Origin of the sequence: Nocardioides candidus, from assembly GCF_041321175.1 — a bacterium.
GTDB lineage: Bacteria > Actinomycetota > Actinomycetes > Propionibacteriales > Nocardioidaceae > Nocardioides.
Map to the genome: position 1 here is coordinate 133,428 of NZ_JBGGWC010000004.1, position 25,027 is coordinate 158,454.

At 70.5% G+C, this 25,027-nt stretch carries 29 protein-coding genes; 18 read left to right on the forward strand and 11 right to left on the reverse strand.

Annotated features, from left to right (window positions below; genetic code table 11):
* The first annotated feature begins 49 nt into the window (after positions 1 to 49).
* The 5 genes from ACAX67_RS17800 to ACAX67_RS17820 are packed head-to-tail and all read left to right on the forward strand — an operon-like array spanning position 50 to position 4,743.
* Entirely contained in the window at positions 50 to 1,291 is a 1,242-nt protein-coding gene (locus tag ACAX67_RS17800) for a tetratricopeptide repeat protein (RefSeq protein ID WP_370705220.1), read from the forward strand.
* On the forward strand, positions 1,288 to 2,334 hold the full coding sequence (locus ACAX67_RS17805; RefSeq protein WP_370705221.1) for a tetratricopeptide repeat protein: 1,047 nt from the start codon (positions 1,288 to 1,290) through the stop codon (positions 2,332 to 2,334). Before ACAX67_RS17800 ends, ACAX67_RS17805 begins: the two co-directional genes overlap by 4 nt.
* A complete protein-coding gene (locus ACAX67_RS17810; RefSeq protein WP_370705222.1) occupies positions 2,334 to 3,365 on the forward strand; it encodes a tetratricopeptide repeat protein in 1,032 nt (343 codons plus the stop codon). The genes ACAX67_RS17805 and ACAX67_RS17810 overlap by 1 nt, the downstream gene beginning before the upstream one ends.
* Before the next feature lie 28 nt (positions 3,366 to 3,393).
* Positions 3,394 to 4,371, forward strand: coding sequence for an alpha/beta hydrolase (locus ACAX67_RS17815; protein ID WP_370705223.1), 978 nt, complete (start codon positions 3,394 to 3,396; stop codon positions 4,369 to 4,371).
* A gap of 9 nt (positions 4,372 to 4,380) precedes the next feature.
* Entirely contained in the window at positions 4,381 to 4,743 is a 363-nt protein-coding gene (locus ACAX67_RS17820) for a DUF4267 domain-containing protein (RefSeq protein WP_370705224.1), read from the forward strand.
* Positions 4,744 to 4,748: 5 nt separating this feature from the next.
* On the opposite strand, the gene ACAX67_RS17825 is transcribed toward ACAX67_RS17820, so the two are convergent.
* The 3 genes from ACAX67_RS17825 to ACAX67_RS17835 are packed head-to-tail and all read right to left on the reverse strand — an operon-like array spanning position 4,749 to position 6,863.
* Positions 4,749 to 5,219 (reverse strand): DUF4190 domain-containing protein, encoded by a 471-nt coding sequence (locus ACAX67_RS17825; RefSeq protein WP_370705225.1) that lies wholly within the window; start codon positions 5,217 to 5,219, stop codon positions 4,749 to 4,751.
* A gap of 49 nt (positions 5,220 to 5,268) precedes the next feature.
* Positions 5,269 to 6,072 (reverse strand): sulfite exporter TauE/SafE family protein, encoded by an 804-nt coding sequence (locus ACAX67_RS17830; protein ID WP_370705226.1) that lies wholly within the window; start codon positions 6,070 to 6,072, stop codon positions 5,269 to 5,271.
* Entirely contained in the window at positions 6,069 to 6,863 is a 795-nt protein-coding gene (locus tag ACAX67_RS17835; protein ID WP_370705227.1) for an ABC transporter ATP-binding protein, read from the reverse strand. Before ACAX67_RS17835 ends, ACAX67_RS17830 begins: the two co-directional genes overlap by 4 nt.
* Before the next feature lie 96 nt (positions 6,864 to 6,959).
* Between ACAX67_RS17835 and ACAX67_RS17840 the strand changes: the two genes are divergently transcribed.
* The gene (locus ACAX67_RS17840) at positions 6,960 to 7,697 is read left to right on the forward strand and encodes an Rv1486c family protein (protein WP_370705228.1); all 738 of its coding nucleotides are present in this window, start codon (positions 6,960 to 6,962) and stop codon (positions 7,695 to 7,697) included.
* 25 nt (positions 7,698 to 7,722) lie between these two features.
* The gene (gene serB, locus ACAX67_RS17845; protein ID WP_370705229.1) at positions 7,723 to 8,940 is read left to right on the forward strand and encodes a phosphoserine phosphatase SerB; all 1,218 of its coding nucleotides are present in this window, start codon (positions 7,723 to 7,725) and stop codon (positions 8,938 to 8,940) included.
* A gap of 126 nt (positions 8,941 to 9,066) precedes the next feature.
* Here the strand turns inward: serB and ACAX67_RS17850 are convergent, their stop codons facing one another.
* Positions 9,067 to 9,411, reverse strand: coding sequence for a hypothetical protein (locus ACAX67_RS17850; RefSeq protein WP_370705230.1), 345 nt, complete (start codon positions 9,409 to 9,411; stop codon positions 9,067 to 9,069).
* A 19-nt stretch (positions 9,412 to 9,430) separates the two neighbouring features.
* The gene (locus ACAX67_RS17855; RefSeq protein ID WP_370705231.1) at positions 9,431 to 9,961 is read right to left on the reverse strand and encodes a SixA phosphatase family protein; all 531 of its coding nucleotides are present in this window, start codon (positions 9,959 to 9,961) and stop codon (positions 9,431 to 9,433) included.
* 37 nt (positions 9,962 to 9,998) lie between these two features.
* Here ACAX67_RS17855 and ACAX67_RS17860 point away from each other — a divergent pair, with 37 nt between their 5' ends.
* Positions 9,999 to 10,712 (forward strand): YwaF family protein, encoded by a 714-nt coding sequence (locus tag ACAX67_RS17860; protein WP_370705232.1) that lies wholly within the window; start codon positions 9,999 to 10,001, stop codon positions 10,710 to 10,712.
* On the opposite strand, the gene fabI is transcribed toward ACAX67_RS17860, so the two are convergent.
* The 3 genes from fabI to ACAX67_RS17875 are packed head-to-tail and all read right to left on the reverse strand — an operon-like array spanning position 10,657 to position 13,123.
* The gene (gene fabI, locus ACAX67_RS17865) at positions 10,657 to 11,436 is read right to left on the reverse strand and encodes an enoyl-ACP reductase FabI (protein WP_370705233.1); all 780 of its coding nucleotides are present in this window, start codon (positions 11,434 to 11,436) and stop codon (positions 10,657 to 10,659) included. The genes ACAX67_RS17860 and fabI overlap by 56 nt on opposite strands.
* A 1-nt stretch (position 11,437) precedes the next feature.
* Positions 11,438 to 12,175 (reverse strand): beta-ketoacyl-ACP reductase, encoded by a 738-nt coding sequence (locus tag ACAX67_RS17870; RefSeq protein ID WP_370705234.1) that lies wholly within the window; start codon positions 12,173 to 12,175, stop codon positions 11,438 to 11,440.
* Positions 12,176 to 12,232: 57 nt separating this feature from the next.
* Positions 12,233 to 13,123 carry an HxlR-like winged helix-turn-helix transcriptional regulator gene (locus ACAX67_RS17875; RefSeq protein ID WP_370705235.1) on the reverse strand — a complete coding sequence of 297 codons (891 nt, stop codon included), beginning with the start codon at positions 13,121 to 13,123 and terminating at the stop codon, positions 12,233 to 12,235.
* Positions 13,124 to 13,174: 51 nt separating this feature from the next.
* Between ACAX67_RS17875 and ACAX67_RS17880 the strand changes: the two genes are divergently transcribed.
* On the forward strand, positions 13,175 to 14,416 hold the full coding sequence (locus ACAX67_RS17880) for an MFS transporter (protein WP_370705236.1): 1,242 nt from the start codon (positions 13,175 to 13,177) through the stop codon (positions 14,414 to 14,416).
* Positions 14,417 to 14,420: 4 nt separating this feature from the next.
* Here ACAX67_RS17880 and ACAX67_RS17885 read toward each other — a convergent pair whose 3' ends face one another.
* On the reverse strand, positions 14,421 to 14,633 hold the full coding sequence (locus ACAX67_RS17885; RefSeq protein ID WP_370705237.1) for a dodecin: 213 nt from the start codon (positions 14,631 to 14,633) through the stop codon (positions 14,421 to 14,423).
* Positions 14,634 to 14,684: 51 nt separating this feature from the next.
* Here ACAX67_RS17885 and ACAX67_RS17890 point away from each other — a divergent pair, with 51 nt between their 5' ends.
* The 5 genes from ACAX67_RS17890 (at position 14,685) to ACAX67_RS17910 (ending at position 19,582) form a co-directional block, all read left to right on the forward strand.
* Entirely contained in the window at positions 14,685 to 14,969 is a 285-nt protein-coding gene (locus tag ACAX67_RS17890) for a DUF3099 domain-containing protein (protein WP_370705238.1), read from the forward strand.
* A complete protein-coding gene (locus ACAX67_RS17895) occupies positions 14,966 to 15,178 on the forward strand; it encodes an acetone carboxylase (RefSeq protein WP_370705239.1) in 213 nt (70 codons plus the stop codon). The genes ACAX67_RS17890 and ACAX67_RS17895 overlap by 4 nt, the downstream gene beginning before the upstream one ends.
* Positions 15,179 to 15,241: 63 nt before the next feature.
* The gene (locus ACAX67_RS17900; RefSeq protein WP_370705240.1) at positions 15,242 to 18,514 is read left to right on the forward strand and encodes a hypothetical protein; all 3,273 of its coding nucleotides are present in this window, start codon (positions 15,242 to 15,244) and stop codon (positions 18,512 to 18,514) included.
* Between the two features lie 181 nt (positions 18,515 to 18,695).
* Complete coding sequence (locus ACAX67_RS17905) at positions 18,696 to 19,028, forward strand: HEAT repeat domain-containing protein (protein WP_370705241.1); 333 nt, start codon at positions 18,696 to 18,698, stop codon at positions 19,026 to 19,028.
* Positions 19,029 to 19,147: 119 nt separating this feature from the next.
* Positions 19,148 to 19,582, forward strand: coding sequence for a hypothetical protein (locus ACAX67_RS17910; RefSeq protein WP_370705242.1), 435 nt, complete (start codon positions 19,148 to 19,150; stop codon positions 19,580 to 19,582).
* Between the two features lie 84 nt (positions 19,583 to 19,666).
* Here the strand turns inward: ACAX67_RS17910 and ACAX67_RS17915 are convergent, their stop codons facing one another.
* Positions 19,667 to 19,945 (reverse strand): hypothetical protein, encoded by a 279-nt coding sequence (locus ACAX67_RS17915; protein WP_370705243.1) that lies wholly within the window; start codon positions 19,943 to 19,945, stop codon positions 19,667 to 19,669.
* A 1,186-nt stretch (positions 19,946 to 21,131) separates the two neighbouring features.
* Positions 21,132 to 22,250, reverse strand: a complete 1,119-nt coding sequence (locus ACAX67_RS17920) for a hypothetical protein (protein WP_370705244.1) — start codon at positions 22,248 to 22,250, stop codon at positions 21,132 to 21,134.
* 167 nt (positions 22,251 to 22,417) lie between these two features.
* Between ACAX67_RS17920 and ACAX67_RS17925 the strand changes: the two genes are divergently transcribed.
* The 4 genes from ACAX67_RS17925 to ACAX67_RS17940 all read left to right on the forward strand — a co-directional run bounded on the left by ACAX67_RS17925 (position 22,418) and on the right by ACAX67_RS17940 (position 25,015).
* Positions 22,418 to 22,903: a SigE family RNA polymerase sigma factor gene (locus tag ACAX67_RS17925; protein ID WP_370705245.1), complete on the forward strand. Its 486-nt coding sequence runs from the start codon at positions 22,418 to 22,420 to the stop codon at positions 22,901 to 22,903.
* The gene (locus ACAX67_RS17930) at positions 22,900 to 24,057 is read left to right on the forward strand and encodes a DUF4232 domain-containing protein (protein WP_370705246.1); all 1,158 of its coding nucleotides are present in this window, start codon (positions 22,900 to 22,902) and stop codon (positions 24,055 to 24,057) included. The genes ACAX67_RS17925 and ACAX67_RS17930 overlap by 4 nt, the downstream gene beginning before the upstream one ends.
* An 84-nt stretch (positions 24,058 to 24,141) precedes the next feature.
* Entirely contained in the window at positions 24,142 to 24,450 is a 309-nt protein-coding gene (locus tag ACAX67_RS17935; protein ID WP_370705247.1) for an immunity protein CdiI family protein, read from the forward strand.
* Between the two features lie 91 nt (positions 24,451 to 24,541).
* Entirely contained in the window at positions 24,542 to 25,015 is a 474-nt protein-coding gene (locus ACAX67_RS17940; protein ID WP_370705248.1) for a DUF4265 domain-containing protein, read from the forward strand.
* Positions 25,016 to 25,027 lie beyond the last annotated feature (12 nt).

Consider the following 25,027-nt stretch of genomic DNA (forward strand, 5'->3'; position numbering starts at 1 on the left):
GCCCTGGAAACCCGTCGGACCGAGGGGGCGCGCGCCGTAGGCTCACCCGGTGACCGAGGACCCGCTGATCGAGAGCCTGCGCCGTGCGGTGGCTGCCGCACCCGACGACACGACGCTTCGGCTGCACCTCGCGACCCTGCTCGTCGGCGCCGGAGACGGGAGCGCCGCGGTCGAGCACCTGGCCCAGGTCCTGAGCCAGGACCCCGGCTCCGACGCGGCCCGCGCGCTGATGTCGCGCGCCCTGGGGGTTCCTGCCGCGCCGCCCGCACCCGAGCAGGTGCCCGAGGACGGCGCGTCCGACGAGCATGCCGGGGATGGCGCGGGGTTCGACTGGCGCCGGGCCGAGAGCGACCTGGGCGACCGGGTGCCACCGATGTTCGCGGACTCGAGCGCCGGACAGTCGGAGGTGGCGGCGTACGACGTCGAGCAGAGCGCCCTCACGCTGGCCGACGTCGGTGGCATGGACGACGTCAAGAAGCGCCTCAACGCGGCGTTCCTCGCCCCGATGCGCAACGAGAAGCTGCGCAAGATGTACGGCAAGTCGCTGCGGGGCGGCCTGATGCTCTACGGCCCGCCCGGCTGCGGAAAGACCTTCATCGCGCGCGCCCTCGCCGGTGAGATCGGCGCCCAGTTCCTGACCGTCTCGATGGCCCAGATCCTCGACATGTGGATCGGCAACAGCGAGAAGAACGTCCACGAGCTCTTCGAGGTGGCTCGCGCGAGCGCACCCTGCGTGCTCTTCCTCGACGAGGTCGACGCCATCGGCCACAAGCGCAGCCGGCTCAGCTCCGACGGCATGCGCAGCGCCGTCAACCAGCTGCTGCTCGAGCTGGACAGCGTCGCCTCCGACAACGCCGGGCTGTTCGTCCTCGCCGCGACCAACCACCCGTGGGACGTCGACGCAGCGCTGCGCCGTCCGGGACGCCTCGACCGCACGCTGCTCGTCCTGCCGCCCGACAGGGACGCCCGGGTGGCGATCTGGCGCTACCACCTCTCCGAGCGGCCGGTGGCCGGCATCGACCTCAAGCGCCTCGCCAAGCTCACCGAGGGCTACTCCGGCGCCGACATCGCGCACGCGTGCGACTCCGCCTCGGAGCTGGCCCTGATGGAGTCGATCGATCTCGACGAGCCCCGCATGATCTCCCAGCTCGACATCGAGACCGCCCTGCGGGACATCCGGCCGTCGGTGACGGCGTGGTTCGAGACCGCGCGCAACGTCGCTCTCTTCGCCAACGAGGACGGCACCTACGACGACCTCGCCGCCTACCTCCGGAAGAACCGCAAGCTGTGAGCCCGGAGGGCGCCGCGAGCCTCGCGCGGGTCCGCCACCTCATCGAGGTCGACCGCTTCGCCGAGGCCCGGTCCGAGCTGGAGGCCGCGATCGCCCGCGACCCGGACGCGGCCGAGCTGCACGGGCTGCTCGCCCGCGCCCTGCTCGGGCTCGGCGATGCCCCGGGAGCGCTGCGGGCGGCCTCCCGGTTGGTGCAGCTCGACCCCGACGACGACTGGGGCCACCGCCTCTGCTCGGTCGCGCTCAAGCAGACCGGCCGACCGCACGAGGCGCTCGCCGCGGCGGGCGAGGCGGTCCGGCTCTCGCCCTCCAGCTGGCAGACGCACCTGCAGTACGCCAACGCCGCCCTCGACGTCTACGGCCGTCTGCTCGACGCCCTCTCCGCCGCCCAGCGCGCCGTCGAGCTCGCGCCCAACGAGCCCAACGCCCACCACGTCCTCGGTCTGGTGCACGCGCAGCGTCGCGAGGACGAGCTCGCGCGCGCCGCCTACCTCCGCACGCTCCAGCTCGCCCCGGACCACGCCGCCGCCCGCAACAACCTGGCCGTCCTCGACGGGGGGCTGCGCCTCGGCAGGCAGACCCGCGGCTTCCTCGCCGCGCTCCGCGCCGACCCGCAGAGCCAGGTCGTCCAGCAGAACCTCGAGATCTTCCTCCCGACGCTGTTCCTCCGCATCTGGCTGGCGTTCGGTGCGGGCCTGGTCGTCGCACTGCTGGTGACGATCCACGGGGACTCTCCCGACGAGTCCGACCCCGGCCCGGCGTCGTACGCGATCCTCGCCCTGCTCCTGCTCGGCTGCGGCGGCTACGTCGCCTCGCTCGTGCGGCACCTGCCCTCGCGCGTGCTCCGCGAGCTGTGGCGGCGGCAGCGCCGCAGCTTCCTCGCGTGGTGGGACATGGTCGCGACCGCTGTCCTGGTGGCCGCCGTCGCCGCCGTGTGCGTCGTGCCCGGCGCCGGCGAGCTCGGGATCCACATGCTGCGTCCGCTGTTCCTCGGGCTGATCATCGTGAGCATCGCGACCTACGTGCAGCGCCAGAACCGCTGATGGACGCAGCGTCGGAGCGGATCAGCCGGCTGCTCGAGGTCGGCCGTTTCGCCGACGCACGGTCCGAGCTGCAGGCCGCGATCGCCCGCGACCCCGACACCGCTGAGCTGCACGGACTGCTCGCCCGCGCGCTGCTCGGGCTCGGCGACGCACCCGGCGCGCTGGCGGCGGCCTCCCGGCTGGTGAAGCTCGCTCCCGACGACGAATGGGGCCACCGGCTCCGCTCCATCGCGCTCGTTCGAGCGGACCGGCCGCAGGAGGCGCTCGCGGCCGCGGCCGAGGCGGTCCGGCGTGCGCCGTTCAGCTGGCAGGCACACATGCAGCGCGCACAGGCCGGTGTCGACGCTGCCGGTCACCTGCACGACGCCCTCCAGGCCGCACAGCGTGCCGTCGAGCTCGCACCCGACCAGCCCGACGCGCACAACGTCCTCGGCCTGGTGCACGCCAAGGAGGGCGAGGACGAGCTCGCCCGCGCCGCCTACCTCCGGGCCCTCGAGCTCGCCCCGGGCCACTCCGCCGCTCGCAACAACCTGGCCGTCCTCGACGGCGGTCTGCGTCTCGGCAGACAGACCCGCGGCTTCCTCGCGGCTCTCCGGGCCGACCCGCAGAGCCAGGTGGTCCACGACAACCTCGATGCCTTCCTCCCGGCCCTGTTCGTCCGGGTCTGGCTGGCTCTCGGGGTCGGCCTGGTCGTCGCGGTGGTGGTGACCACCGTCGGTGGGGATGAGCCGTCCGCCCACGGCACCGGCCCCACGACGTACGCGATCCTCGCGGTGACCCTGCTGGGCTGCAGCGGTTACGCCTTCTCCGTAGCCCGACACCTGCCCTCGGGCGTGCTCCGCGAGCTGTGGCGACGGCGGCACCGCACCTTCGTCACGGGCTGGGACGTGGTGACCGTGCTGCTGGTGGCTGCCCTCGCCGTCGTCTGCGTGGTCCCCGAAGCCGGCGCGGTCGGCTTCCACTCGCTGCGCTTCTTCCTGCTCGGCCTCGGCATCCGTGCGGCCGTGCGCAGCATGCGCCGGCGATGGTGAGCCGCGATCGATCGGGCACACTTTCCCCATGACCGACGAGACCGTCGTGCCCGTCGCGGCACTCGCGACCGACGTCCTCGGGGAGCCCTGGCAGGCCGAGACCATCGCCCTGCCGCCGGACGAGGAGGGCGAGGTCGTCGCGACCCTCGTCAGCCGCTCGGCCGAGGCGCCGACGACCCGCGCCGTGCTCCACGTGCACGGGTTCGCGGACTACTTCTTCCATGTCGCGTACGGCGAGTGGTGGCTCGAACGCGAGCACGACATGTACGCCCTGGACCTGCGCAAGTACGGACGCTCCATCCGGCCGCACCAGACGCCCACCTACGTGGCCGACCTGGCGGACTACTTCGCCGAGCTCGACCTTGCCTGGGAGCGGATCACCGAGCGCGACGGTCACAGCGAGGTGGTGATCAGCGCCCACTCGACGGGCGGCCTGGTCGTGGCGCTGTGGGCCAACGCCCGCCAGCCGGAGGCGCTGGCCGGCATGGTGCTCAACTCCCCGTGGCTCGACCTCCAGGGGCCGGCGTGGCTGCGCTCCCCCGCGGCCACCCTGGCGCTGGGCCAGCTGGGACGCCTGCAGCCGATGCGGGTCCTGACCCGCGAGGTGAGCGGCGTCTACGCCAAGAGCCTGCACCTCGACCACGACGGCGAGTGGCCCTTCGACCTGACCTGGAAGCCGGTGGAGTCCTTCCCCGTGCGGTTCGGCTGGCTGCGCGCCATCCGCGCCGGCCACGCCCAGGTGCACCGCGGTCTCGACGTCCGGTGCCCGATCCTGGTGCTGTCGTCGGACCGCACGGCCTTCACGCGGACCCTCGACGAGCGCGCCCACAGCTCCGACATCGTGCTCGACGTCACCCAGATCCGCCGGTGGGCGAGCTCGCTGGGCAGCCACGTCACGTCGGTCGCCGTACCCGGCGCGAAGCACGACGTCGTCCTCTCCCGGCCCGAGGCGCGCGAACGCGCCTACACGGAGATCCAGCGCTGGTTGTCGGCATACGTCCTCTAGGGTCGCCCCATGGATCCTGTGACCGGCCTCTCCTTCGGCCGCATCATCATCGGCATCGGCTCGATCGTCTCGCCGAAGCTCACCGCGCGGCTGTTCGGGCTCTCGCCCCAGGCCAACCCGCACCTGGGTTACTTCGAGCGGATGTTCGGGGTGCGCGAGATCGCCCTCGGCACGCTGACCCTCATGGCGAAGGGCCCCGCGCGTCAGACCATGATCGTGGCCGGGATGGCCGTCGACGGGGGCGACGCCGCCACCGGTGCGATCGGCCTCGTGCGCAAGGACGTCCCGAAGCTCGCCGGCGTGCTGCTCACGGTCGTCGCGCTCGGTGCTGTCGGCTCCGGCGCGCAGGCGCTCAAGGACGCACGCGGCTGACCGCGTCAGTTGATGCAGACGTAGTAGCCGTCGCTGTCGGTGTGGCAGTTGTCGGCGTCGTCGCTGGCTGAGATGCCGATGATGATCGCGACGACGTAGAACGCGATCCCGACCAGGGACAGGCCGAACGCGATCCAGCCGACGATGATGCCGCCGAGCGCCATGCCCTCACCGGTCTGGTTGGGCTGGGTGCGGATCTGCTTGCGCGCCACGTGGCCGAGGATCGCGCCGACGATGCCGGCCAGGCCGCAGCAGACCGGGATGCTCGCGATGCTGACGATGAGCGACGCGATCGCGAGCCCGTTGGTCTGCGGCGGGGTGGGGTAGCCGGAGTACGGCGACGGCGCGCCGTAGGGCTGGTACGGCGACGCGGGCTGCCCGTAGGGGGCCGACCCCTGTCCGTAGGGCGACGACGGGGGCGGCGGGGGCGGCGGGGCCTGCTCCTGCGGCTCCTCGCCCCACGGTGGCATGGTCATCGGCTCTCCCTCATGGCGCGCATTGTGTCAGTGGCTCCGGCGTTGCGGGTCAGGTGAGCAGCATCGTGGTCACCGCCACGACACCGACGACGACGATGATCGCGCGCAGCGCGACGGGCGGGAGCCTCCGGCCGATCGACGCGCCGAGGAATCCCCCGACGACGGCGCCGATGCCGAGCACCACGGCCACCAACCAGTCGATGTCCGCGTCGCTGCCGAAGAGGCCGAGCTCGGCGACGAGGACGAAGATGACGGTCGCGACGCCGTTGACGGCGGCCGCGAGGATGTTCTTGAGCCCGTTGAGGCGCTGCAGCGTGTCGTTGATGCCGATGCCGAGCAGCGAGATGAGCAGCACGCCCTGCGCAGCGCCGAAGTAGCCGCCGTAGACGCCGGTGAGGAGGGTGCCGACCCACGCCCACCACGGGACGTCGCGGCGCTCGGCCTCCCCGGCCTCCGCGCGCGCCTCCGCCCGCGCCGCCACGAGCCTCGAGAGCCGCGGCTGCAGCACGACGAGGACGACGCCGAGCAGGATCAGGGCGGGCACGACGGCCTCGAACGCGCCCGGCGGGAGCACCAGCAGCAGGCAGGCCCCGACGACACCGCCGGACACCGAGGCGACGAGGAGTCGCAGGGTCCGGCTGCGCTGGCCCTCCAGCTCCCGCCGGTAGCCGATCGCCCCGGCCACCGAGCCGGGCACCAGCCCGATGTTGTTGGTGATGTTGGCCGTGACGGGAGGCACGCCGAGGGCCAGCAGCGTCGGAAAGGTGATGAGGGTGCCCGATCCGACGACCGTGTTGATCATCCCGGCCCACACGCCGGCCAGCAGGATCGCGGCGAGCTCGAGGGGGCTCATCCGCGGTGCAGGCGGCGCCGCGCTGAGTAGCGACCCTCGTGGTGCTCGAGCACGAGCGGCATGCCGAAGGTCGCCGACAGCGCCTCGGGCGTCAGCGTGTGCTCGATGGGTCCGCCCGCGACGACCCGGCCCTCGCGCAGCATCAGCACGTGGGTGAAGCCCGGCGGGATCTCCTCGACGTGGTGCGAGACGAGCACGGTCGCCGGCGAGCTCGGGTCGTAGGCGAGCACCGACAGCGTCGACACCAGGTCCTCACGGCCGCCCAGGTCGAGGCCGGCCGCCGGCTCGTCGAGCAGCAGCAGCTCGGGGTCGGACATCAGTGCGCGAGCGATCTGGACCCGCTTGCGCTCGCCCTCGCTCAGCGTGCCGAACGTGCGGTCGGCGAGCTTCTCCGCGCGCAGCTCGCGCAGGAGGGACCGCGCGCGGTCGTGGTCGAGGTCGTCGTACACCTCGCGCCAGCGGCCGACGACGGCGTACGACGCCGACACCACCACGTCGCTGACCTTCTCGTCGCGCGGGATCCGCTCGGCGAGCGCCGCGCTCGTCAGGCCGATGCGCGGTCGCAGCTCGAAGACGTCGACCGTGCCCATCAGCTCACCGAGCACGCCGACGGCGCCCGAGGTCGGGTACATCTGCGCGGCCGCGATCTGCAGCAGGGTCGTCTTGCCTGCCCCGTTGGAGCCGAGCACCACCCACCGCTCGCCGTCCTTGACGACCCAGGTCACGCGGTCGAGCAGGACTGCGTCGCCCCGGCGGACGGTCACCTCGGCGAGCTCCAGGACAGCGGACATGCGATCACCCTATAGAACTGAGGCAGCCCTTACCTCGGAAGGTCGGCATGCGCCGCACCTGCGCTGCGGGCAGTGCGTGGCATAGGGTCGCGCGGCGTGACGACCGAGATGCCGGTGGCCGCGCGGTGGGCGTGGTGGGGCACCGCTTTCCTGCGCGGTCGGGTCGACCCCGATGCGTACGTCGAGGGCGTGCTCGCCGACGACACGGCCCACGTCTTCGGCGGGCCGGAGGGACCGCACTCCCTGCTCGAGGCCACCGCGGAGGTCCGCCGCGCCGGCGCGACCGGGTTCGGTGCAGCCTTCCCGGCCCCGGGCGACCCCGTCGGGCTGGCGGGACCGGTCTCCTTCTCGACGGCCGCCACCGACGCCGGCGAGGCCGTGGTCGCCCTCGGCGTCCGCACCGAGCCGGGCACGGGCTGGGTGCCGGTCGCCGTCGGGCAGGCGGTCGAGTGGACGCCGTACCCCGCCCGCCGGCGGATGCCTCCTGACCTCGGTGAGGCCGACCGCACCCTGCGCCGCACGCTGCTCGACGCCGCCAACGACCTCGCCCGCCTCGACGTCGCCTCGTGGCGTCCCGAGGTCGCCGACGCACTCCACGACCTGCGAGCGGGCGCACCGCTCACTGCTCCGCCGGGAGTGCCCCCACGGGCCGTCGACGTCGCGCGGCGGGCCCTGCACCTGATGGCGGTCGTGGACCTGGCGCTCGACAGCGAGGGCGGGGCGGTCAGCGCCGGGGAGATCGCCGCACGGCGCGCAGCGCTCCAGCCGCTCGGCACGACAGCGCGGCACGCCCTGACGGCCGCCTGTTCACCGGACGGTTGGCCCGAGGACTGAGCGGAGCGGCTAGCCTCGACGCGACATGACCAGACCTGCTGACACGCTGCTGATCACGCTCACGGGCAAGGACCGACCCGGAGTGACCTCCGCGATCCTCGGTGCCCTCGCCCAGGCCGGGGTCAGCGTCATCGACCTCGAGCAGATCCTCCTCCGCCGCCGGCTGGTGCTCGGTGTGCTCGTCACCGCACCCCACGACGTGAAGCGGCTGCGCCGCGCCGTCGAGGGCGTCGCCGGCGACCTCGGCATGACCGTGGAGATCGAGCAGGGCAGCGGCGACAACAAGGCGCGCCGCGACGGCCGCTCGCACGTGACCGTCATCGGCTCGCCCCTCAAGGCGTCGGCCATGGCCGCGATCGCCGGGCGCATCGCCGACCTCGGCGGCAACATCGACCGGATCGAGCGGATGGCGCGCTACCCGGTCACCGCGATCGAGCTCGACGTCTCCGGTGCGGACCCGCTCGCACTGCGCGGGCAGCTCGCCCGGGAGGCGGCCGACCTCTCCGTCGACGTCGCCGTCCAGCCGGCCACCCTCCTCCGCCACGGCGTCCGGCTGATCGTCATGGACGTCGACTCCACGCTCATCCAGGGCGAGGTCATCGAGATGCTCGCGGCGCACGCCGGCCCCGAGGTCGCGACCGAGGTCGCCGCCGTCACCGAGTCGGCGATGCGTGGCGAGCTGGACTTCGAGACCTCGCTGCGAGCGCGCGTACGGCTCCTCGCCGGGCTCGACGCCGCGGTCATCGACAAGGTGTACGGCGAGATCGTGGTCAACCCCGGCGCCCGCACCCTCGTGCGCACGCTCGGCCGCCTCGGCTACCGCTTCGCGATCGTCTCGGGCGGCTTCAGCCAGATCACCAACCGCCTGGCTGCCGACCTCGGCATCCACTTCTCGCGCGCCAACACGCTGGAGATCGTCGACGGTCGGCTCACCGGAGAGCTCGTCGGCGACGTGGTCGACCGCGCCGGCAAGGCCCAGGCCCTGCGCGAGTTCGCGGCTCGGGCGGGCGTGGCCGCCGCCGCGACCGTCGCGATCGGCGACGGCGCCAACGACCTCGACATGCTGGAAGCCGCCGGGCTCGGCATCGCCTACAACGCCCGGCCTGTCGTGCGCGAGGCCGCCGACACCTCGGTGAACGTCCCCTACCTCGACACGATCATGTACCTCCTCGGCATCAGCCGCGAGGCCATCGAGGCCGCCGACGCCGAGGACGGCATCGTCACCCCCGCTCCCCCGATCTGACCTCGGCCGCGCCGCCCGCCCCGCTCATCGAGTAGCCGCCGCGAGGAACGAGCGGCGGCGTATCGAGACGCGGCGCCGTACCTCCGGCCTCTGCCCCGGGCGCGGTGCCACCACGCCGAGAAGGGGTCACGGCGCGCCGTACCTCTCCCACAGCCGGGTCCGCTCCGGCTCCCCCACGGGGCGCGCGTCGTAGCGCACGCCGTCGAGGTCGGGCACGAGACATCCCTGCTCGAGCTCGCCGACGGCGAGCCACCCGGGACCGTGGTCCTCCTGCGGGTTCGTCGGTCGGCCGTCGAGCCAGTGCACCTGCCACCAGACCCACTCCTGCTTGACCCAGAACCACGGCAGGGAGCGCATCCGCCCGACCGCCGTCAGCACATGGCCGACGACCTCGCCGTCGAGGCTCAGCTCCCACACCGCGTCGCGGAACGGGTCCAGCCTCGGCTCGCGGGGCCACGGGTCGCCGTACACCGACCCAGTCTCGCCGACGTCAGGCGTCGACGCTCTCCTGGCCACGCCCGACGTTGTAGAGGACGAGGCGGCAGCGGCCCATGGCCGTGTCGGCCCAGTTGCCCGGCAGCTCGAAGACCGCCGTGGCGCTGGTCGGGTAGCCCTTCATCAGCTGGTCGACCGACGCGGGTTCACCGTCGCCGTCGTCGAGCAGCTGCGCGAGCATGCCGACGGTCGGGTTGTGCCCGACCACCACGAGCGTGCCGACCGACTCGTCGGTCATGCGCACGAGGTCGAGGACGCCGTCCTCGTCGGCACCGTAGAGCGACGGGTCGAGCTCGGCCTCGACCGACCACCCGGCCGCCGACGACAGCAGCTCCCAGGTCTGGCGGGTGCGCTTAGCGGCGGACACCAGTGCGGCGTCGGCGCTCACGCCCTGCTCGGCGAGCCAGGCACCCGCCGCGGCGGCGTCGGCCTTGCCGCGCTCGGCCAGCTCGCGCTCGAAGTCGGTCGGGCCGAAGGCCTCGGCCTTCGCGTGCCGCACGACGACGAGCCGGTGAGGGGTGTCCACGCCGAGAAGGGTACGGGTCCTGGGTCAGGATGAGCAGGTGCCGTCGTACGGACCGAGCCACCTGGTGCCGCTGGCGATCTTCGCCGTGGGCCTGGTGGCCGCGGTGTGGGTCGGCCGCCGGCACCGTGAGCACGACGGCCCGACGGCCTCCAGCAGGGCACTGGCCACGCTCGTGCCGGCCGTCACGGTGCCGTTCCAGCTGCTCGACCTCGCCACCGACTTCGACATCGGCGTGACGCTCCCGCTCCACCTGTGCGACCTCGCGTGGATCGCCGCGACGTGGGCGTTGTGGACGCAACGGCCGTTCCCGGTGGCGCTGACGTACTTCTGGGGGCTCACCCTCACCATTCAGGGCATCATCACGCCGTCACTGGGTGAGGACTTCCCCGAGCCGCGCTACTTCGCGTTCTGGGCGCTGCACCTGCTCATCGTGTGGGCGGCGGTCTACCTGGTGATCGGGCTCGGCCTCGTGCCGCGCTGGCGCGACTACGCGGCGGCGGTCGCGACGACCCTGGCGTGGGCGGTCGCGACGTACTGCTTCAACGAGGTCGCCGACACCAACTACGGCTACCTCCAGCGCAAGCCGGACGGCTCGATCCTCGACCTGTTCGGCCCGTGGCCGTGGTACGTCGTCGAGGAGGTGGCCGTGGTCGTCGTGGCGTGGGCGGCGATGACCTGGGGCGCCCGGACGGCGCTCAGGCGCCCATCGCGTGGAACCCACCGTCCACGTGGACGATCTCACCCGTCGTAGCGGGGAACAGGTCCGACAGCAGCGCCCCGACCGCGCGCGCGGTGGGCTCGGTGTCGGTGTTGTCCCAGCCGAGCGGCGCGCGGGTCTTCCACATGTCCTCGAGGTCGCCGAAGCCCGGGATCGCCTTGGCGGCCAGGGTGCGCAGCGGTCCGGCGGACACCAGGTTGACGCGGATGCCCTGGGGTCCGAGGTCCCGAGCGAGGTAGCGCGAGGTCGACTCAAGACCGGCCTTGGCCACACCCATCCAGTCGTACGCCGGCCAGGCGACCGTCGCGTCGAAGGTGAGGCCGACGATCGAGCCCCCCGCCGGCATCAGCGGGCGGGCAGCGACGGCGAGCGACTTCAGCGAGTAGGCCGAGACCTGCACGGCCTGGGCGACGTCCTCCCAGGGGCCGTCGAGGAAGTTGCCGCCGAGCAGCGTCTCGGGGTTGCCGTAGGCGATCGAGTGGACGACGCCGTCGAGGGTGGCGCCCTCACCGATGTGCTCGCGCACGAGTGCCGGGAGCGCCTCGAGGTGGGCCGGGTCGGTGACGTCGAGCTCGAGCACCGGCGGCAGGGTCGGCAGCCGCCGGGCGATGCGCTGGGTGATGCGCAGGGCGCGCCCGAAGTTGGAGATGAGCACCGTGGCGCCCTGCTCCTGCGCGAACCGAGCGACCGCGAACGCGATCGACGAGTCGTGCGTGACGCCCGTGACGAGGATGTTCTTGCCGTCCAGGATGCCCATGTCAGTGCCCCATTCCGAGTCCGCCGTCGACCGGGATCACGGCGCCGGTGACGTAACCCGCGGCCGGAGCCGCCAGCCACGTCACCGCCGCGGCGACCTCCTCGGGGCGTGCGTAACGCCCGAGGGGGATCTGTGCCCGGATGCCTTCCTTCTGCTCGTCGCTGAGCACCGCGGTCATGTCGGTCTCGACATAGCCGGGCGTCACGACGTTGGCCGTGATCGAGCGCGAGCCGAGCTCGCGCGCCAGCGAGCGCGCCATGCCGACCAGCCCGGCCTTCGAGGCCGCGTAGTTGACCTGCCCGGGCGAGCCGAGCAGCCCGACCACGCTGGAGATGAAGATGATCCGCCCACGCTTGAGCCGCAGCATGCCCTTCGCCGCCCGCTTGGCGAGCCGGAAGGAGCCGGTCAGGTTGGTGTCGATCACCGAGGACCAGTCCTCCTCGGACATGCGAAGGAGGAGGGTGTCGGCGGTGATGCCGGCGTTGGCGACGAGCACCTCGACCGGGCCGTGAGCCTCCTCGGCCGCCTTGAAGGCCGCGTCGACGTCGGCCGGGTCGGTGATGTCGGCCTTGATCTCCAGCGCGCCCTCGGGGGCACCGCCGCTGCGCGTGGTCACCGCGACCTTGTCGCCCTGCGCCAGGAACGCCTCGGCGATCGCGCGGCCGATGCCGCGGTTGCCGCCGGTGATCAGGACCGAGCGGGGCTCGGGGACAGAGGCTGGGGAGGGGGTGGAGTTCACGCCTTCGACGGTAGTGGCTGCGCCCGGCGCCCTTCGCCTCCAGCGCCCAGCAACTTCTCAGTCGATCTTTGTGGGTTCCCCACAAAGATCACGGGCGACGGCAAGCATCTCCTCGACGGAGCCGGCGGGATCGGTGACCGGCATCTGTACATGCCGGACAACCCCGTCGGGGTCGATGAGGAGGGTCTGGCGCTTGAACCGGTCGACGCCGGCGGCCCGGAACATCGGTGGCCGCAAGCCGGCCGCGAGCCGGTGGTCCTGGTCGGAGGCCAGCCGGAACGGCAACGACGCGTGGGCGGCGAACGACGCCTGCTGGTCCGGCCGCTGGGTGCTGACCCCGACCACCTCGCACCCGAGGCCGGCGAAGGCCTCGTGTCGCCGCGCGTAGGTGGTGGACTCCAAGGTGCAGCCCGCCGCTCCGGGGATCTCCCCCCACGTCGCCGGATAGCCCTGAACGTCCGGGGCGAACGCGCCCGGGAAGAGGTAGAGCACCCGCCACCCCTGGCGCACGACGACGTCGGACCCGTCGTGGGCGACGAGCGTGACGTCGGGGACGGTGCGGCCGAGGAGGCCGTGGACCCGCATCACCTCCGGCGAGGCCGGTGTCGCCGTGGCGGTCAGCGACCCGTCCCCCAACAGGTGCCGGTCGCCGAACTCCTGGAGGGCGACCAGCACGGGCAGCAGGCCCTCGCCGCGATCGGTGAGCAGGTAGTCGTGGCGCGGGGGCCGGTCCGAGTACGCCGACTTCTCGAGCACCCCGCTCTCGACGAGCCGCGTCAGCCGCTCGGTGAGCGCGCGCCGGCTGATGCCCAGCGTCTGCTGGATCGCGTCGAACCGGGTGACCCCGCCCGCGATCTCGCGGACGACCAGCCAGGACCACCAGTCCCCCACGACTCCCAGAGCCTGGGCGATCCCGCAGTCGGCGTCGCGCAGGTCGTCGTACCTCATGGTCGGGAAGTGTAGTAGGTTCCACTTTGGAACTTACTCTTCGGGAAGACGATGACGACCGACACCCCTCTCCGCACCGACCAGCGGGTGCGCCAGTTCTGGACCTACTGGGCAGCCTCGACCACCTCGGGCCTGGGCAGCGCGGTCACCGCGGTCGCCCTCCCCCTGACCGCGGTCCTGGTGCTCCACGCGAGCACGTTCGAGATGGGGTTGCTCGCGGCCGCGGCGTACGTCGCCTGGCTCGTCATCGGGCTTCCGGCAGGCGCGATCGTCCGGCAGCTGCCGCTGCGCGGCACCCAGATCACCACGGACCTGCTCCGCGCGGCCGCGATCGCCACCGTGCCGCTCGCGTGGTGGCTCGACGTGCTGACCATCGGCCAGCTGCTCGGCGTCGCGCTGGTGATCTCCTTCGCCGACGTCCTCTTCTTCGTGGCCAACGCGACCTTCCTCCCCCAGGTCGTCGCCAGGGAGGACCTGCAGGCGCGCAACAGCCTGATGAGCGGCACCCACGCCGCCACCCAGCTCGGCGGGCCCTCCCTCGGCGGCGTGCTCGTGCAGCTCCTCGGCGCGGCACCGGCCCTCTTCGTCGACGCGGCGAGCTACCTCGGCTCCGCGGCGCTCCTGGGGCGTCTGCCCGCCCGGGAGCAGCCGCGCGAGGATCGCCCGCAACCGATGCGCGACCAGATCCGCGAGGGCTGGCGCTTCGTCGTCCGGCATCCTGTGATGAACCCCTGCATGTGGGACGCGACGGCCACCAACTTCGTGTGCGGCGCCCAGCTCGCCCTGTTCGCCGTCTACCTCGTCCGGGTGCTCGACGCACCCGCCGGCCTGGTCGGCGTGCTGCTCGCGGCGGAGGGCATCGGCTCGCTGGCCGGCGCCGCCGCCTGCCCCGCGATCGTGCGGCGGATCGGCTCGGCGCGCGCCTGCCTCGCCGGCAGCGCGGTGTCGGTCGTCGGCGCGTTCCTCATCCCGGTCGGGACGGGCTGGCCGGCGTACGTCGCCTTCGCGCTCGGCAACATCGTCTTCGCCGGAGGCGTCGTCGTGCTCAGCACGACCACGCGCACCTACCGGCAGATCGCGACCCCGCCCGAGCTCTTGTCCCGGGTGCTCGCGACCGTGCGGTTCGTTTCGTGGGGTGCCATCCCGGTGGGCGGTGTGCTCGCCGGAGCGCTGGGCGCCTGGCTGGGTGCGCGCGAGGCACTCTTCGTCTTCGCCGCCGTCAGCGTGCTGTCGCCGTTGGTGCTCTGGCTCAGCCCGATCCGGTCGTTGCGCGACTTCCCCGACGCCGTGTGACCTGTCAGTCGTCCTCGAGCCGGAAGCCGACCTTCATCGTGACCTGGAAGTGCTCGACGAGCCCGTCCTTGATCTGACCGCGGGTCCCGATCACCTCGAACCAGTCGAGGTGGCGCAGGGTGAGCCCGGCGCGCTCGATGCCGTTGCGCACGGCCTGGTCGATGCCGTCCGGCGACGTGCCGACGATCTCGGTGACGCGATAGGTGCGGTTGCTCATGGGGCCAGCCTAGTCCTGCTGTCCTGCCCGACCCCGGCGTAGGCTGCAGGTATGTCCGACGCCCCCATCCGGATCACGACCGCCGGGTCGACCGCGCAGGCCGACCTGGCCCGTCGGCAGCGTCGCTACATCATCTCGATGTCGATCCGCACCGTGTGCTTCATCGGTGCCGCGATCGCCGGCATGGCCGGACTCACCTGGCTGTGGCCGTTCCTCATCCTCGCCGCGCTGGTCCTCCCCTACGTCGCCGTGGTCGGGGCCAACACCGCCGTGACCCGCACCGACGAGCTGCCGCTGATGGGCAACAGTCGCAGCGACCGTCAGCTGGGCCAGTGAGCGAGGCGTCGGACACCGGCCCGGACCTCTGCTCCGCGAAGGGCTGTCGCAGCGAGGCCACGTGGCAGCTGCTCTGGAACAACCCGCGGATCCACACCCCCGACCGCCGCAAGGTGTGGCTCGCCTGCGCCGAGCACAAGGAGTCGCTCGAGGCCTTCCTCGGCGCCCGCGGCTTCCTGAAGGACTCAATCCCCCACGCCTCCGCCTGATCGCAGTTAGGGTCTCGGCAAGCGGCTCGGGCCGAGACGCTCGAGACCTGTGGGGGCCTGGCGATGCGACGTACGCCGCTCGTGCGCGCGATGGGCGCGTTCGCGCTTCTGACGACGACGGTGGCCGCCGCCTTCGCGACAGCGCCGAGCTCCGAGGCGGCCGGCCCCACGGTGGGGGTGGCCGACTCCATGACAGTGGTCCGGCCGACCATCACGCCCACGGGTCTCGGCTCGTCGATCGACCTCGTGGCAGCGCGCGGGGAGTACGAGTCCGTCCAGTTGGTCGTCAGCGGCCCCACCAGGATCGACCAGGTGTCGACCTCCCTCGGCCCCTGGGCACAGGCCGACGTCTACGCCGAGCGTCCCTACACGGTGGTCGACGACTTCCCGGCCGACACGGTCGCTGCCGACTACGAGTACCCCGGTGGCACCCGCCAGCCGACGGACACCGAGGCCCGGGGACCGAACGGCACCTGGAACCCGGCGGGGCGCTGGTTCGACGCACTCGTGCCGGAGCGCGACCTCGTCTACGGCGAGGACCGCACGGCGCTGCCGATGACGGTCGCGGCCGGTGAGGTCGGCGTCGTCTGGATCGACTTCTTCGTGCCGACGGGCGCGACGGCCGGCCCGCACGACGGCAGCGTCACGCTCACCGACAACGAGGGCGCCACCACCACGCTCCCCGTCCACCTCGAGGTGCTCAACTGGACGATGCCGGCGACCTCCGGACTCCCCACCGTCTTCATGATGCAGGGGCCGGGAGGCAAGGTCTGCGTCGCGCACGGATGCACCGGCACCGCAGCCGAGCAGCGCCAGCAGCGACAGCTCCTGAGCTCCCTCTACTCCCGCATGGCCGTCGAGGACCGGATCAGCCTCGGCAACGGGTTCGGCCTCGACTACGGCCAGGCGCCCACCGACGTCTACACCGCCCCTGAGTTCGAGACCAAGATCGAGGGCCCGGTCCTCAGGGGCGGGACGCCGTACCCGCCCGGTGCCGGCTTCCACCTCGGCGGCGCGCGGCAGACGGTCGTCTCCACCTACACCTACGCCACCAACCCGGCCGACAACCAGTACGCCTGCCGCACCGCCTGTGCCGACGGCTGGGAGCAGGTCGGCTCCGGCGAGTCGTGGGCGCCGAACCTCGTCTGGTACGGGTGCGACGAGGCCAAGGCCGACGGCGCGGTCGACAGCCACGGCAACCCGCTCTACCCCCAGTGGAGCCAGTGCGCGAGCACGGTCGCGGAGGCCGAGGCCGGCTGGAACCGCCGCGTGATGGTCACCGGGTCGTGGGAGAACTGGTCGTCCAACGGCGGCGACGTCAACGGGCACCGCGACGCCACGGCGACCGGACCGGCCCTGCAGATCGACGTGATCGCGCCGTACTTCGACCAGATCGTGCCGAACAACACGCGGACCAACGCCTCGTCCACCCGCGGGCAGTACGACGCCTTCCTCGCCTCCGACCCCGGGCACCAGGCCTGGCTCGTCACCGCCTGCAACGCGGGCGCGTGCGGCAACGTCAACTGGGAGTACGCACCCGCCAACTACACCGGCTCTCCCGGCTACGCCATCGATGCGCCGGCCAACCAGAGCCGCGCGATGTCGTGGTACGTCGACCGCTGGGACATGGACGGCGAGGCCAGCTGGGCCGCCAACCAGCGGCTCACGACCGCATGGACGGCCGGTGGCCAGTACGAGTCCGGCATGAACGGCGACGGCACACTCTTCTACCCGGGGACCACGGCCCAGATCGGCGGCGTCCACGACATCCCGATCGAGTCGATCCGGCTCAAGCGGGTCCGCGACGGGCACGAGGACTGGGAGTACATCCACTACCTGCGCACGCACGGCAAGAGCGCGGAGGTGGACGCGATCGTCGACGGCCTCTACCCCACGATGTACGACGCCAAGTGGACCAAGGACGGCCACGGCGCAGGCTCCCTGCTCGCCGCCCGTGCGCAGCTCGTAGACCTGGTGCGCGAGCTGAACCCGGTGACCCCGCCGACGACCACCGGTCGGATCGTCTACAGCACCACCGCCGGCGGCAACGCCGACATCCACAGCATCAAGCCGGACGGCACCGACGATCTCGCGCTGACCACCGACCCCGCGCCTGACGGGTTCCCGGCCTGGTCTCCCGACAGCACGAAGATCGCCTTCTCCCGCGGCACCCGGGCCACGGGGGCGAACATCTGGGTGATGGGCTCCGACGGGTCGGGCGCCGTGAAGCTCACCTCGAGCGCGGCCGGGACGAGCGCGAGCAAGCCGGCCTGGTCCCCTGACGGCGCGTTCATCTACTACGTGCGCACCAACGACGCAGGGAGCCAGATCCTCCGGATCCCCGCGGGCGGCGGCGCGCCCACCGCGGTGGTCGCCGGCTACGACCCATCGATCCACCCCGACGGTCGGATCTACCACAGCCACGCGATCTTCGGCGGCCAGCACATCTTCGCCAAGACCCTCGGCGGGAGCGACGTGGAGGTCACCTACGGCGCCGTCGACGAGGCCGTCGACGTCAGTCCGGACGGCAGCTTGATCACCTACAGCAAGACCAGCCTCGACTACAGCGCGCCGTACGACGTCTTCGTCACGAGCAGCACGGCCGGACCCGACGACGGGACAGCCGTCATCGAGGTCGCGGGCAACGCCTACCAGAGCGCGTTCTCGCCGACCGGCGACCAGCTGACCTACGTCTCCGACGACGGCGGCTCGCAGATCTGGCGCGCCGACGTCGACGGCACCGACCAGGTCGCGGTGACCTCCGGCCCTGGCCTCAAGCAGGACCCGGACTGGGGCACTCCCCCGACGACCCCGCCACCCGGCCCCAAGTGCAACGGCCTCGCGGTCACGGTCAACCTCAACCTGGCCCAGACGCCGACGGCACGGGCCGACGTCATCCTCGGCACCGCAGGCAACGACACCATCAACGCCGCCGGCGGCAACGACACGATCTGCGGGCTCGGCGGGGACGACGTGATCCAGGGCGGGCCGGGCGACGACTGGGTCGACGGCGGCGCGGGCACCGACACGGCGAGCTACGTCGCCGCCACCGCGCCCGTCACCGTGTCGTTGGCCTCGGCCACGCCGCAGGCCACCGGAGCCTCGACCGGCACCGACACCCTGCGCGCGCTCGAGCGCGCCTGGGGCGGCCAGGGCGCCGACCGCCTCACCGGCAACGGGGCCGCGAACCGCCTCGAGGGCCGGAACGGCGACGACACCCTGCTCGGCGCCAACGGCAACGACGCTCTGATCGGCGGCGCCGGCACCGACACCTGCAACGGCGGCGCCGGGACGGACACCGTCACGACCTGTGAGCGGAAGGTCAACATCCCCTGAGGTGGGCGATGTGCGGACCCCTACGAGGATCGGGCCGGACCAGCCGCACCTGTCGAGAAGCTCCCGCCCATCTCAGGGTCGCATCGCGCGATCCCCAATCGGGTGCTCAGCACCCAGAATCTCGAAGCCGGCCCCCTTGCTCACGCCCTCCTATGCCGAGAAGCGCGCATAGGCTCGTGGAGTGACCGACACCTTCCGCGCGGCGATGCGCCTGATGCGGAAGCGCGACCCGCAAGGGCAGGAGGACGGGTTTCACACGCTCCTGCCCGTCGCGTCTGACGTGCTGCCGCAGCTGGTCGAGGAGTACCGTGCGGAGCCGGATCCCGGGCTTCGGCGCTGGCTGCTGGAACTCATCGGGGAAGCGCGATCAACCGACGCTCTGCCGATCCTGGCGCAGGAACTGGGCAGCGAAGATGAATCCATCCGAGACTGGGCGCGCCGCGGACTAGAGAAACTGGACACCAAGGAAGCGCGGACCCTGCTCTGGCAGGACGGGCAGAACCGCAACGACTGAACGTCCGCTACTGCCGCTCGACGTGCGCGGTGTCACGCGCTACTGCGCTGCGCGTGCGTAGCATCTTCTTGACGTGCACGGTCTGCCGATTGGCTGCCCATCCCGGCAGGATGTCTCACATGGGTTACTCGGTGCGTCTGATCAAGGGCGAGGTCGTCATCCCGGCGTCGCGTGCGAATGCCGCTCTTGCAGCGGTGCGCGATCTGGACCGCCGTGACGACCTAAAGTCTGGGTGGTCTAGTGACGACGGAGTCGGGCATCGGCACTGGGCGTTCACCATCCCGGCCGAGATCCAGGCCGCACGCACCCTGGGTGACGTGCTGAGAGCCTTTCGCTTCGAGCCAAGCCTTGAGCCAGACGGCGAGTTGTATGGCGTCGAGTTCGTTGGCCAGAACAGAGGTCACGAGGCCCTTCTCTGGGCTGTCCTTGCGCCTTTCGTCGAGCCGGGTGGCGAGATGATCTGGTTGAGCGAGGACGAGGACGACGCATTGACTCGGTGGTCCTTCGATGGCCGCTCGCTAAGGGCAAGTGCCGGGAGGATGGTTTTCGACTGAGTTGGCAATCGTCCTGCCGCACGCTACTGCCGCTCGAAGTGTGCGCTCGTGCCGAGCACTGGGCGCTTGAGCAACTTCGGTCGTTCATCCCAGGCCGGCCGCGTCGCAGAACTTGGCCACGACGCCGAACGCTCGCTCGCTTCGAGAGTCATAGACACCGAGCAGACGGGTGAAGCTTTCAAGTCCAGCCCACTTGTCGTCCGCGATGCTGGCTTCCTGCGCGAATTGCTGAGCCTCAAGGATCAGGTTCGCGACCTGGTCGATCCTCGTTTCAGATGGCTCTTTGCCGTGGTCCAACGCGGCGAAGATCGGCCGCGCGGCGGAGCGTGCCTCCGATGTCTTCGCACACGCTTTCGCCGCCAAGGTGCTCGCGCCGACCGGAGCCGCGGACGTCGATGGCGTTGTTGAGTCAGGTGCAGAGGACCCTTCAGGTCCGGACGAGTTGTGTCACTACTGCAACCGCCGAGGGCCAGCAGGGCTGCAACGGCTAAGGCTTTTGTCCGCATCGGCGGGACGCTACTGGCCCATGACGCCGCAGGCCGGCTTCTGCCGCTCGGCGTGCCTACGGTGCAAGACCGGGCTGCACGATGGCGTCGCGTGACGGTTGCAGGGCATGATTCGACACTCACTCAAGAGTCCTCCAAAGTCACGGAGCTTCGCAGAAGGTGGGCATCGCATTGGCCAAGCGATTGAGGGCGCGACAAGTGCTTGCCGTCTGGTTCATCTCGACGGTTGTCGCTGGGTGCTCGGCCTCTCCGGCACCGTCGGAAAGGTCTCAACTGTCTGCGGAAACTGTCCCGCCCGACACGGGGCAGGCGGTGGGCACGAGCGACGTAGATGGCCTCGCCGACGCTGCTGCGTCAGATGCTGCCGCGACCTCAAGTCGCCTCATCATCGTCAATCGCAGCGGGCGCGATGCAGTACTGACCAGCGCCGACGGTTTGAACACCGTAATGGTCGACCGCGGAAAGACGGTTCAGTTTGCGTCTGAAAGGTCTTGCAAATGGTTGCCGCTGACTGCGAGCACGGCGAGCGGCTCGATTCTCGACCAACTCGCAGCCCTGCGACGGTCAGACCTGGGAGATCCGAGACCGTAGCGCTGACGATGCGTCCAGAGACGGCCAGCTGATGACGGTCGTACCGCCCGGGGTAGGCCCCGCGCACCTCGGAGCCAGCAAGGAAGAGCTCGCGGCGGCCGGAGCTAGGTTCGCACCCGGTCCGCCGGGATGCACCGCTTTCAAGGCATCGATCCACGGGGTATCGGTCCGCGGACAACTGGATCGCCGCGGCGTCGAGTTCCTTTACCTCGAGTCGTGGGGGAAGACGACCGCCGGCGTTGCCGCGGGAGACGTAGTTGGCAAGGTCGCAGCCGCGTACCCCGATTTCCGCCCCGAGTCGGGTCTACTGGTTGCGCGCGCTGGACCCATCGGGAACTGGGTGTTCGAGTTTGACTGGAGTCGCCGGCCACACACGGTCGCGTCGATTGCACTCGCCAGGTCAGACCAGAAGTGCGTCATCGTTTGAGCACGCCGCTTAGCTGCGACCGTGCCTAACCCGATCCGTTCTTCAACTCCATCGTGTCAAGGACCAGCAACCGCAGGTGTTCGTCGGTTCCCGACAGTTCCTCGGCGCGCGTGCTGAGGTAACGATTGCTCGCGCAGTGAAGGGCCGTGGCACTTTCGTCACGGCTGTGGCGAAGTTCCAAGACCTTGTTGGATTGTTGCGACCCTGGCTGCCATCCGAAGGGTGTGGTCGCTTCGCGCACCGGGTTGGTCCAAAACAGCATCTCTCCGCAAGCGACGAGGGAATCGGTGTCGACGTTTCCGAGTTCCGTCACCACCCCGTTGCGGACGTAGTACCCCTCTCCGCGAGCAACGTCGAGCGCGTTCGGGTCTGCGGTGTCCCAGGCGACGCCGCCACCGATCGGTACCGCGTCCCATGCCAGACAGTCGGACTGTCGAGCGATGGCTCGTTCGACGGGCCGGTCGTGACGCCCGTCTAGGTCGACGACAGAAACGCGCTTGCATCGATGTGTCGGCGATCCTGGGCGGGTGAGGCGGGTGAACATGACGCGCTGATCGTCCAGCGCAATGTCGTCAAGGATTGTTTTCTTTGGCGCGCAGTCGACCTCGCGATCGACGCCACTCTCTAAATCGGTCAGCATCACGCACATGCCGTCATCGGGCGATCCTTTCGTCCAAGCGATGCGATCTTCGGAGTACGCCACCGACGGCCCGGGCGACGAACGGTTCACCGAGGAGAGATCGACCGGCCATGCCGTCTCACCCGACAAGCCATAAGCCCGAAGCGTCACCACGCGCGCTTGAACATCGATGAACTCCATCACCGCGTACGTACCGAGCCAAACGTCCTGAACGTACCCGTGGGCGGGGGCCGCGAGGTCGAGGATGCCGTGGCCTTCGCGGGAGGTCAGAGCTACCCGCCCTCCCGAGGTGGTCGAAGTGAAGGCTGCAACGTACTTGCTGTCAGCCAATCCGAAGGAGGCATCCGGGTCGGTCCTCGACCAGGTCTGCACGACCTGCCATTCCGGCGGCCGCGCATCGCCCTGTTCCAGGGTGCTGTGTGGCGGACTCTGGCCCAGACGGGTTGGAGCGGAAGAGCGTGGCGTCGAGGACGCTTCGTGCGCGCAACCACCCAGCAGGATCAACAGGAGGGGTAGCGCAGCGCGCGCGAGAGTTGACCGTCTCACTGCCGAAATCCGCACCGTCTCAACCTAATCGTTCGTTGTCGGACACTCGCGCTCCGCGGGCGTGGATGATGACTCAACGTTTTGCGGGCATTCGGCGTTGAGGGTTCGGAAGGTCAGGAGGGAACATGCCCGTTGGCTTTGAGGACTTTGTGGCAACCGAGACGCCACGTCTCCTCGGGCTTGCGTACGCCCTCGCCGGCAACCCCCACGACGCCTGGGATCTCGTGCAGGAATCATTAGTGCGAGTGGGCGTCCGGTGGACTCGGCTGGACGGCCAGAATCCAGGCGGCTACGCGCGGACGACTCTCGTCCGTCTCAACGTAGATCGCGGTCGACGCACACGACGTGAGTGGCTCATGACCCACGTGCCCGACCGTCCGATCCGGATCGAAGTTCATGAGGAGCTCGAGCCGTGGCTCGTCGCTGGGCTCGCCGAGCTGACCCCGCAGCAGCGTGCGGCCGTGGTGCTGCGAGTGCTCGCCGACCTGGACCACCAGCAGATCGCCGAACACCTTGGGTGTTCGCCCGGGACCGCCCGGTCCCACCTGTCGCGCGGGCTGGCCCGGATGCGCGAACACGCCCGCGCCTACGCCGAGACGAGAGATTCATGAACCGCGAAGACGAGCGATGGGTAGCTGCACTGCGGCGAGCCGACGGCGCCCTCCATGCGGACGAAACGACGCTCGCCCTCGTGACGCGGGAGGTACGGCGGCGCCGCGGCCGTCGCTCCGTGTACACCGTCCTCGCGGCTGCTGCGGCAGTCGCAGTCCTCGCAGCAGGCGTCTCCCGATTCGCCCTCGATGACCCTCCCAGCGTCCCGGCCCCTCCGAGTAGCAACACCTCCTCGAGCCAATCCGCATCACCGACGACCACGCCCTCCGACCCGCAGGCCGCCAAGACCTGCACGACCGAACAACTCAAGGCGACATGGAAGGGCACCGTAGGAGTCCAAGCAGGAAGCCGAATCGTCTGGATAGGCCTGGTGAACACCAGCGGCTCGGCTTGCGCCCTACCTTCACGGGCACCCCACGAGCTCAGTGGCGTCGATTCCGATGGGGCGCACCACATCCCCACCAAGATCGTGGAATCAGCCCTATGGGGAATCGAACCCGTCCGAGTCCTTCCCCCAGACAAGCCAGCGGGGTTCGAGCTGAACCTTCCCGGACCCGGTGTCTGCAGCCCATATCGGGGAGCAGCGACCTATAGCCGCATCCGGCTCGATCTCGGCACCGGCGCGCCCCTCGTCGTCCAGATCGACACCGACGACCCGCTCAACGTCTCATGTCCGCACATCGACATGAGCGCGATCGGCACCAGCCCCGACGATCCAAACTACGCACAAAGCCAATCCGCACCCCCATGTCATGCGACCCAACTATCCGCGACTGTGCGGCACAACACCGATGGAGCCAGCAGTCACATCGCGAACCTTGTCGACCTCGCCAACGTCAGCGATCGCACATGCCTCCTTGAGGGCTACCCGTCTCTGGTGGTCGTCACGGAGGCCGGACATGATCCGATCACAGCGACCAGAGGCAGCTACTTCCCCTCCAGGTCACCAGGTCCGGTCGACCCCGGCGACACGGTCACCCTCGTCGTCGAAACAACAGTGGCGTGCGCGGACAGTGAGCAAGCGATCGCCAACGCACCCCGCTACCACCACATCCGAATCACCTTGAACGGTCAAGCCCTCGAGGTCGACGCCACCAGGGGCCTGTATGTCGCCTGCGGAGTCCGCTTCGGCGAGCTCACAACTTGGAAATGACACCCGAGCACCACGCCTTCGATGCGCGCGCTACTAGCCGAGTAGCGGGCATTGAGCAGTCAGACAAGCGACTACCTTGGCCGGATGGAGATGCGGGTTCGCGTCATGCACGACTACGGGTGCTGGCCGCTATGGGTTAAGCGGCACGAGGACGACATTCATCACAACACGCGACCGGAGACTCTTGGTCTCTCGTCGTCACTGGTGGGGCGGCTCGGTGCGTGGCAGCAATGGGGTGACAGCAAGGTGAACCTGGCTGACCCCCACGACAGCCGAGCCGTTTCCCGTGATGAAGAGGCTGCGTTCGAGGCCGAAGGGCGGCTTCTCGTCGAGCGGGTCCGGTCGGAGTTACCCAGTGCGATCGTGTACTACCGCCACGACGAGCCCTGGTAGGTGTCGCACGCTCTGCCGCCGTGCGTGCGCGCTCATGCCGAGGAGCGGGCAGTCTGCTGACGGGTCAGACACAACCCGCGAGGATGTGCCGATGAGTGATTTGGTCAAGATCCGGTTCGACCTCGATCAGGATGATTCGGGCTGGCCGCCAGCCGAGTCCGAGGGTCTGTGGGCGGCGACGGTCGAACCGAACACGTTCCGCATCGACAACACGCCGTGGTTCGTCCGGGGTGTAGCCGCCGATGACCTCGTTGAAGCCACGCCCGACCGGACCGGCATCCTGCGGTTCGTCCGCGTTCTGGAACGGGGCGGGCGCGTTGTCGTTCGAGTAATCCCGCGCCCGGACGGGCCCCTGCGCGGTGATCGTCAGTCTGTCCTGGATGCCTTTGCCGACCTCGGGGTCACGGGCGAGGGCATCGCCTCGCCCGTCAACATGGTGGCGCTGGACATCGGACCCGACGCTCCGATCGCCTCTGCGAAAGCACGCCTGGACCAAGGCGAGGCCGATGGTCGCTGGCACTACGAGGAAGGCTGCGTCACGGACGAATGGCTGGGCCTCACGTAGGCGAGTGCGCCC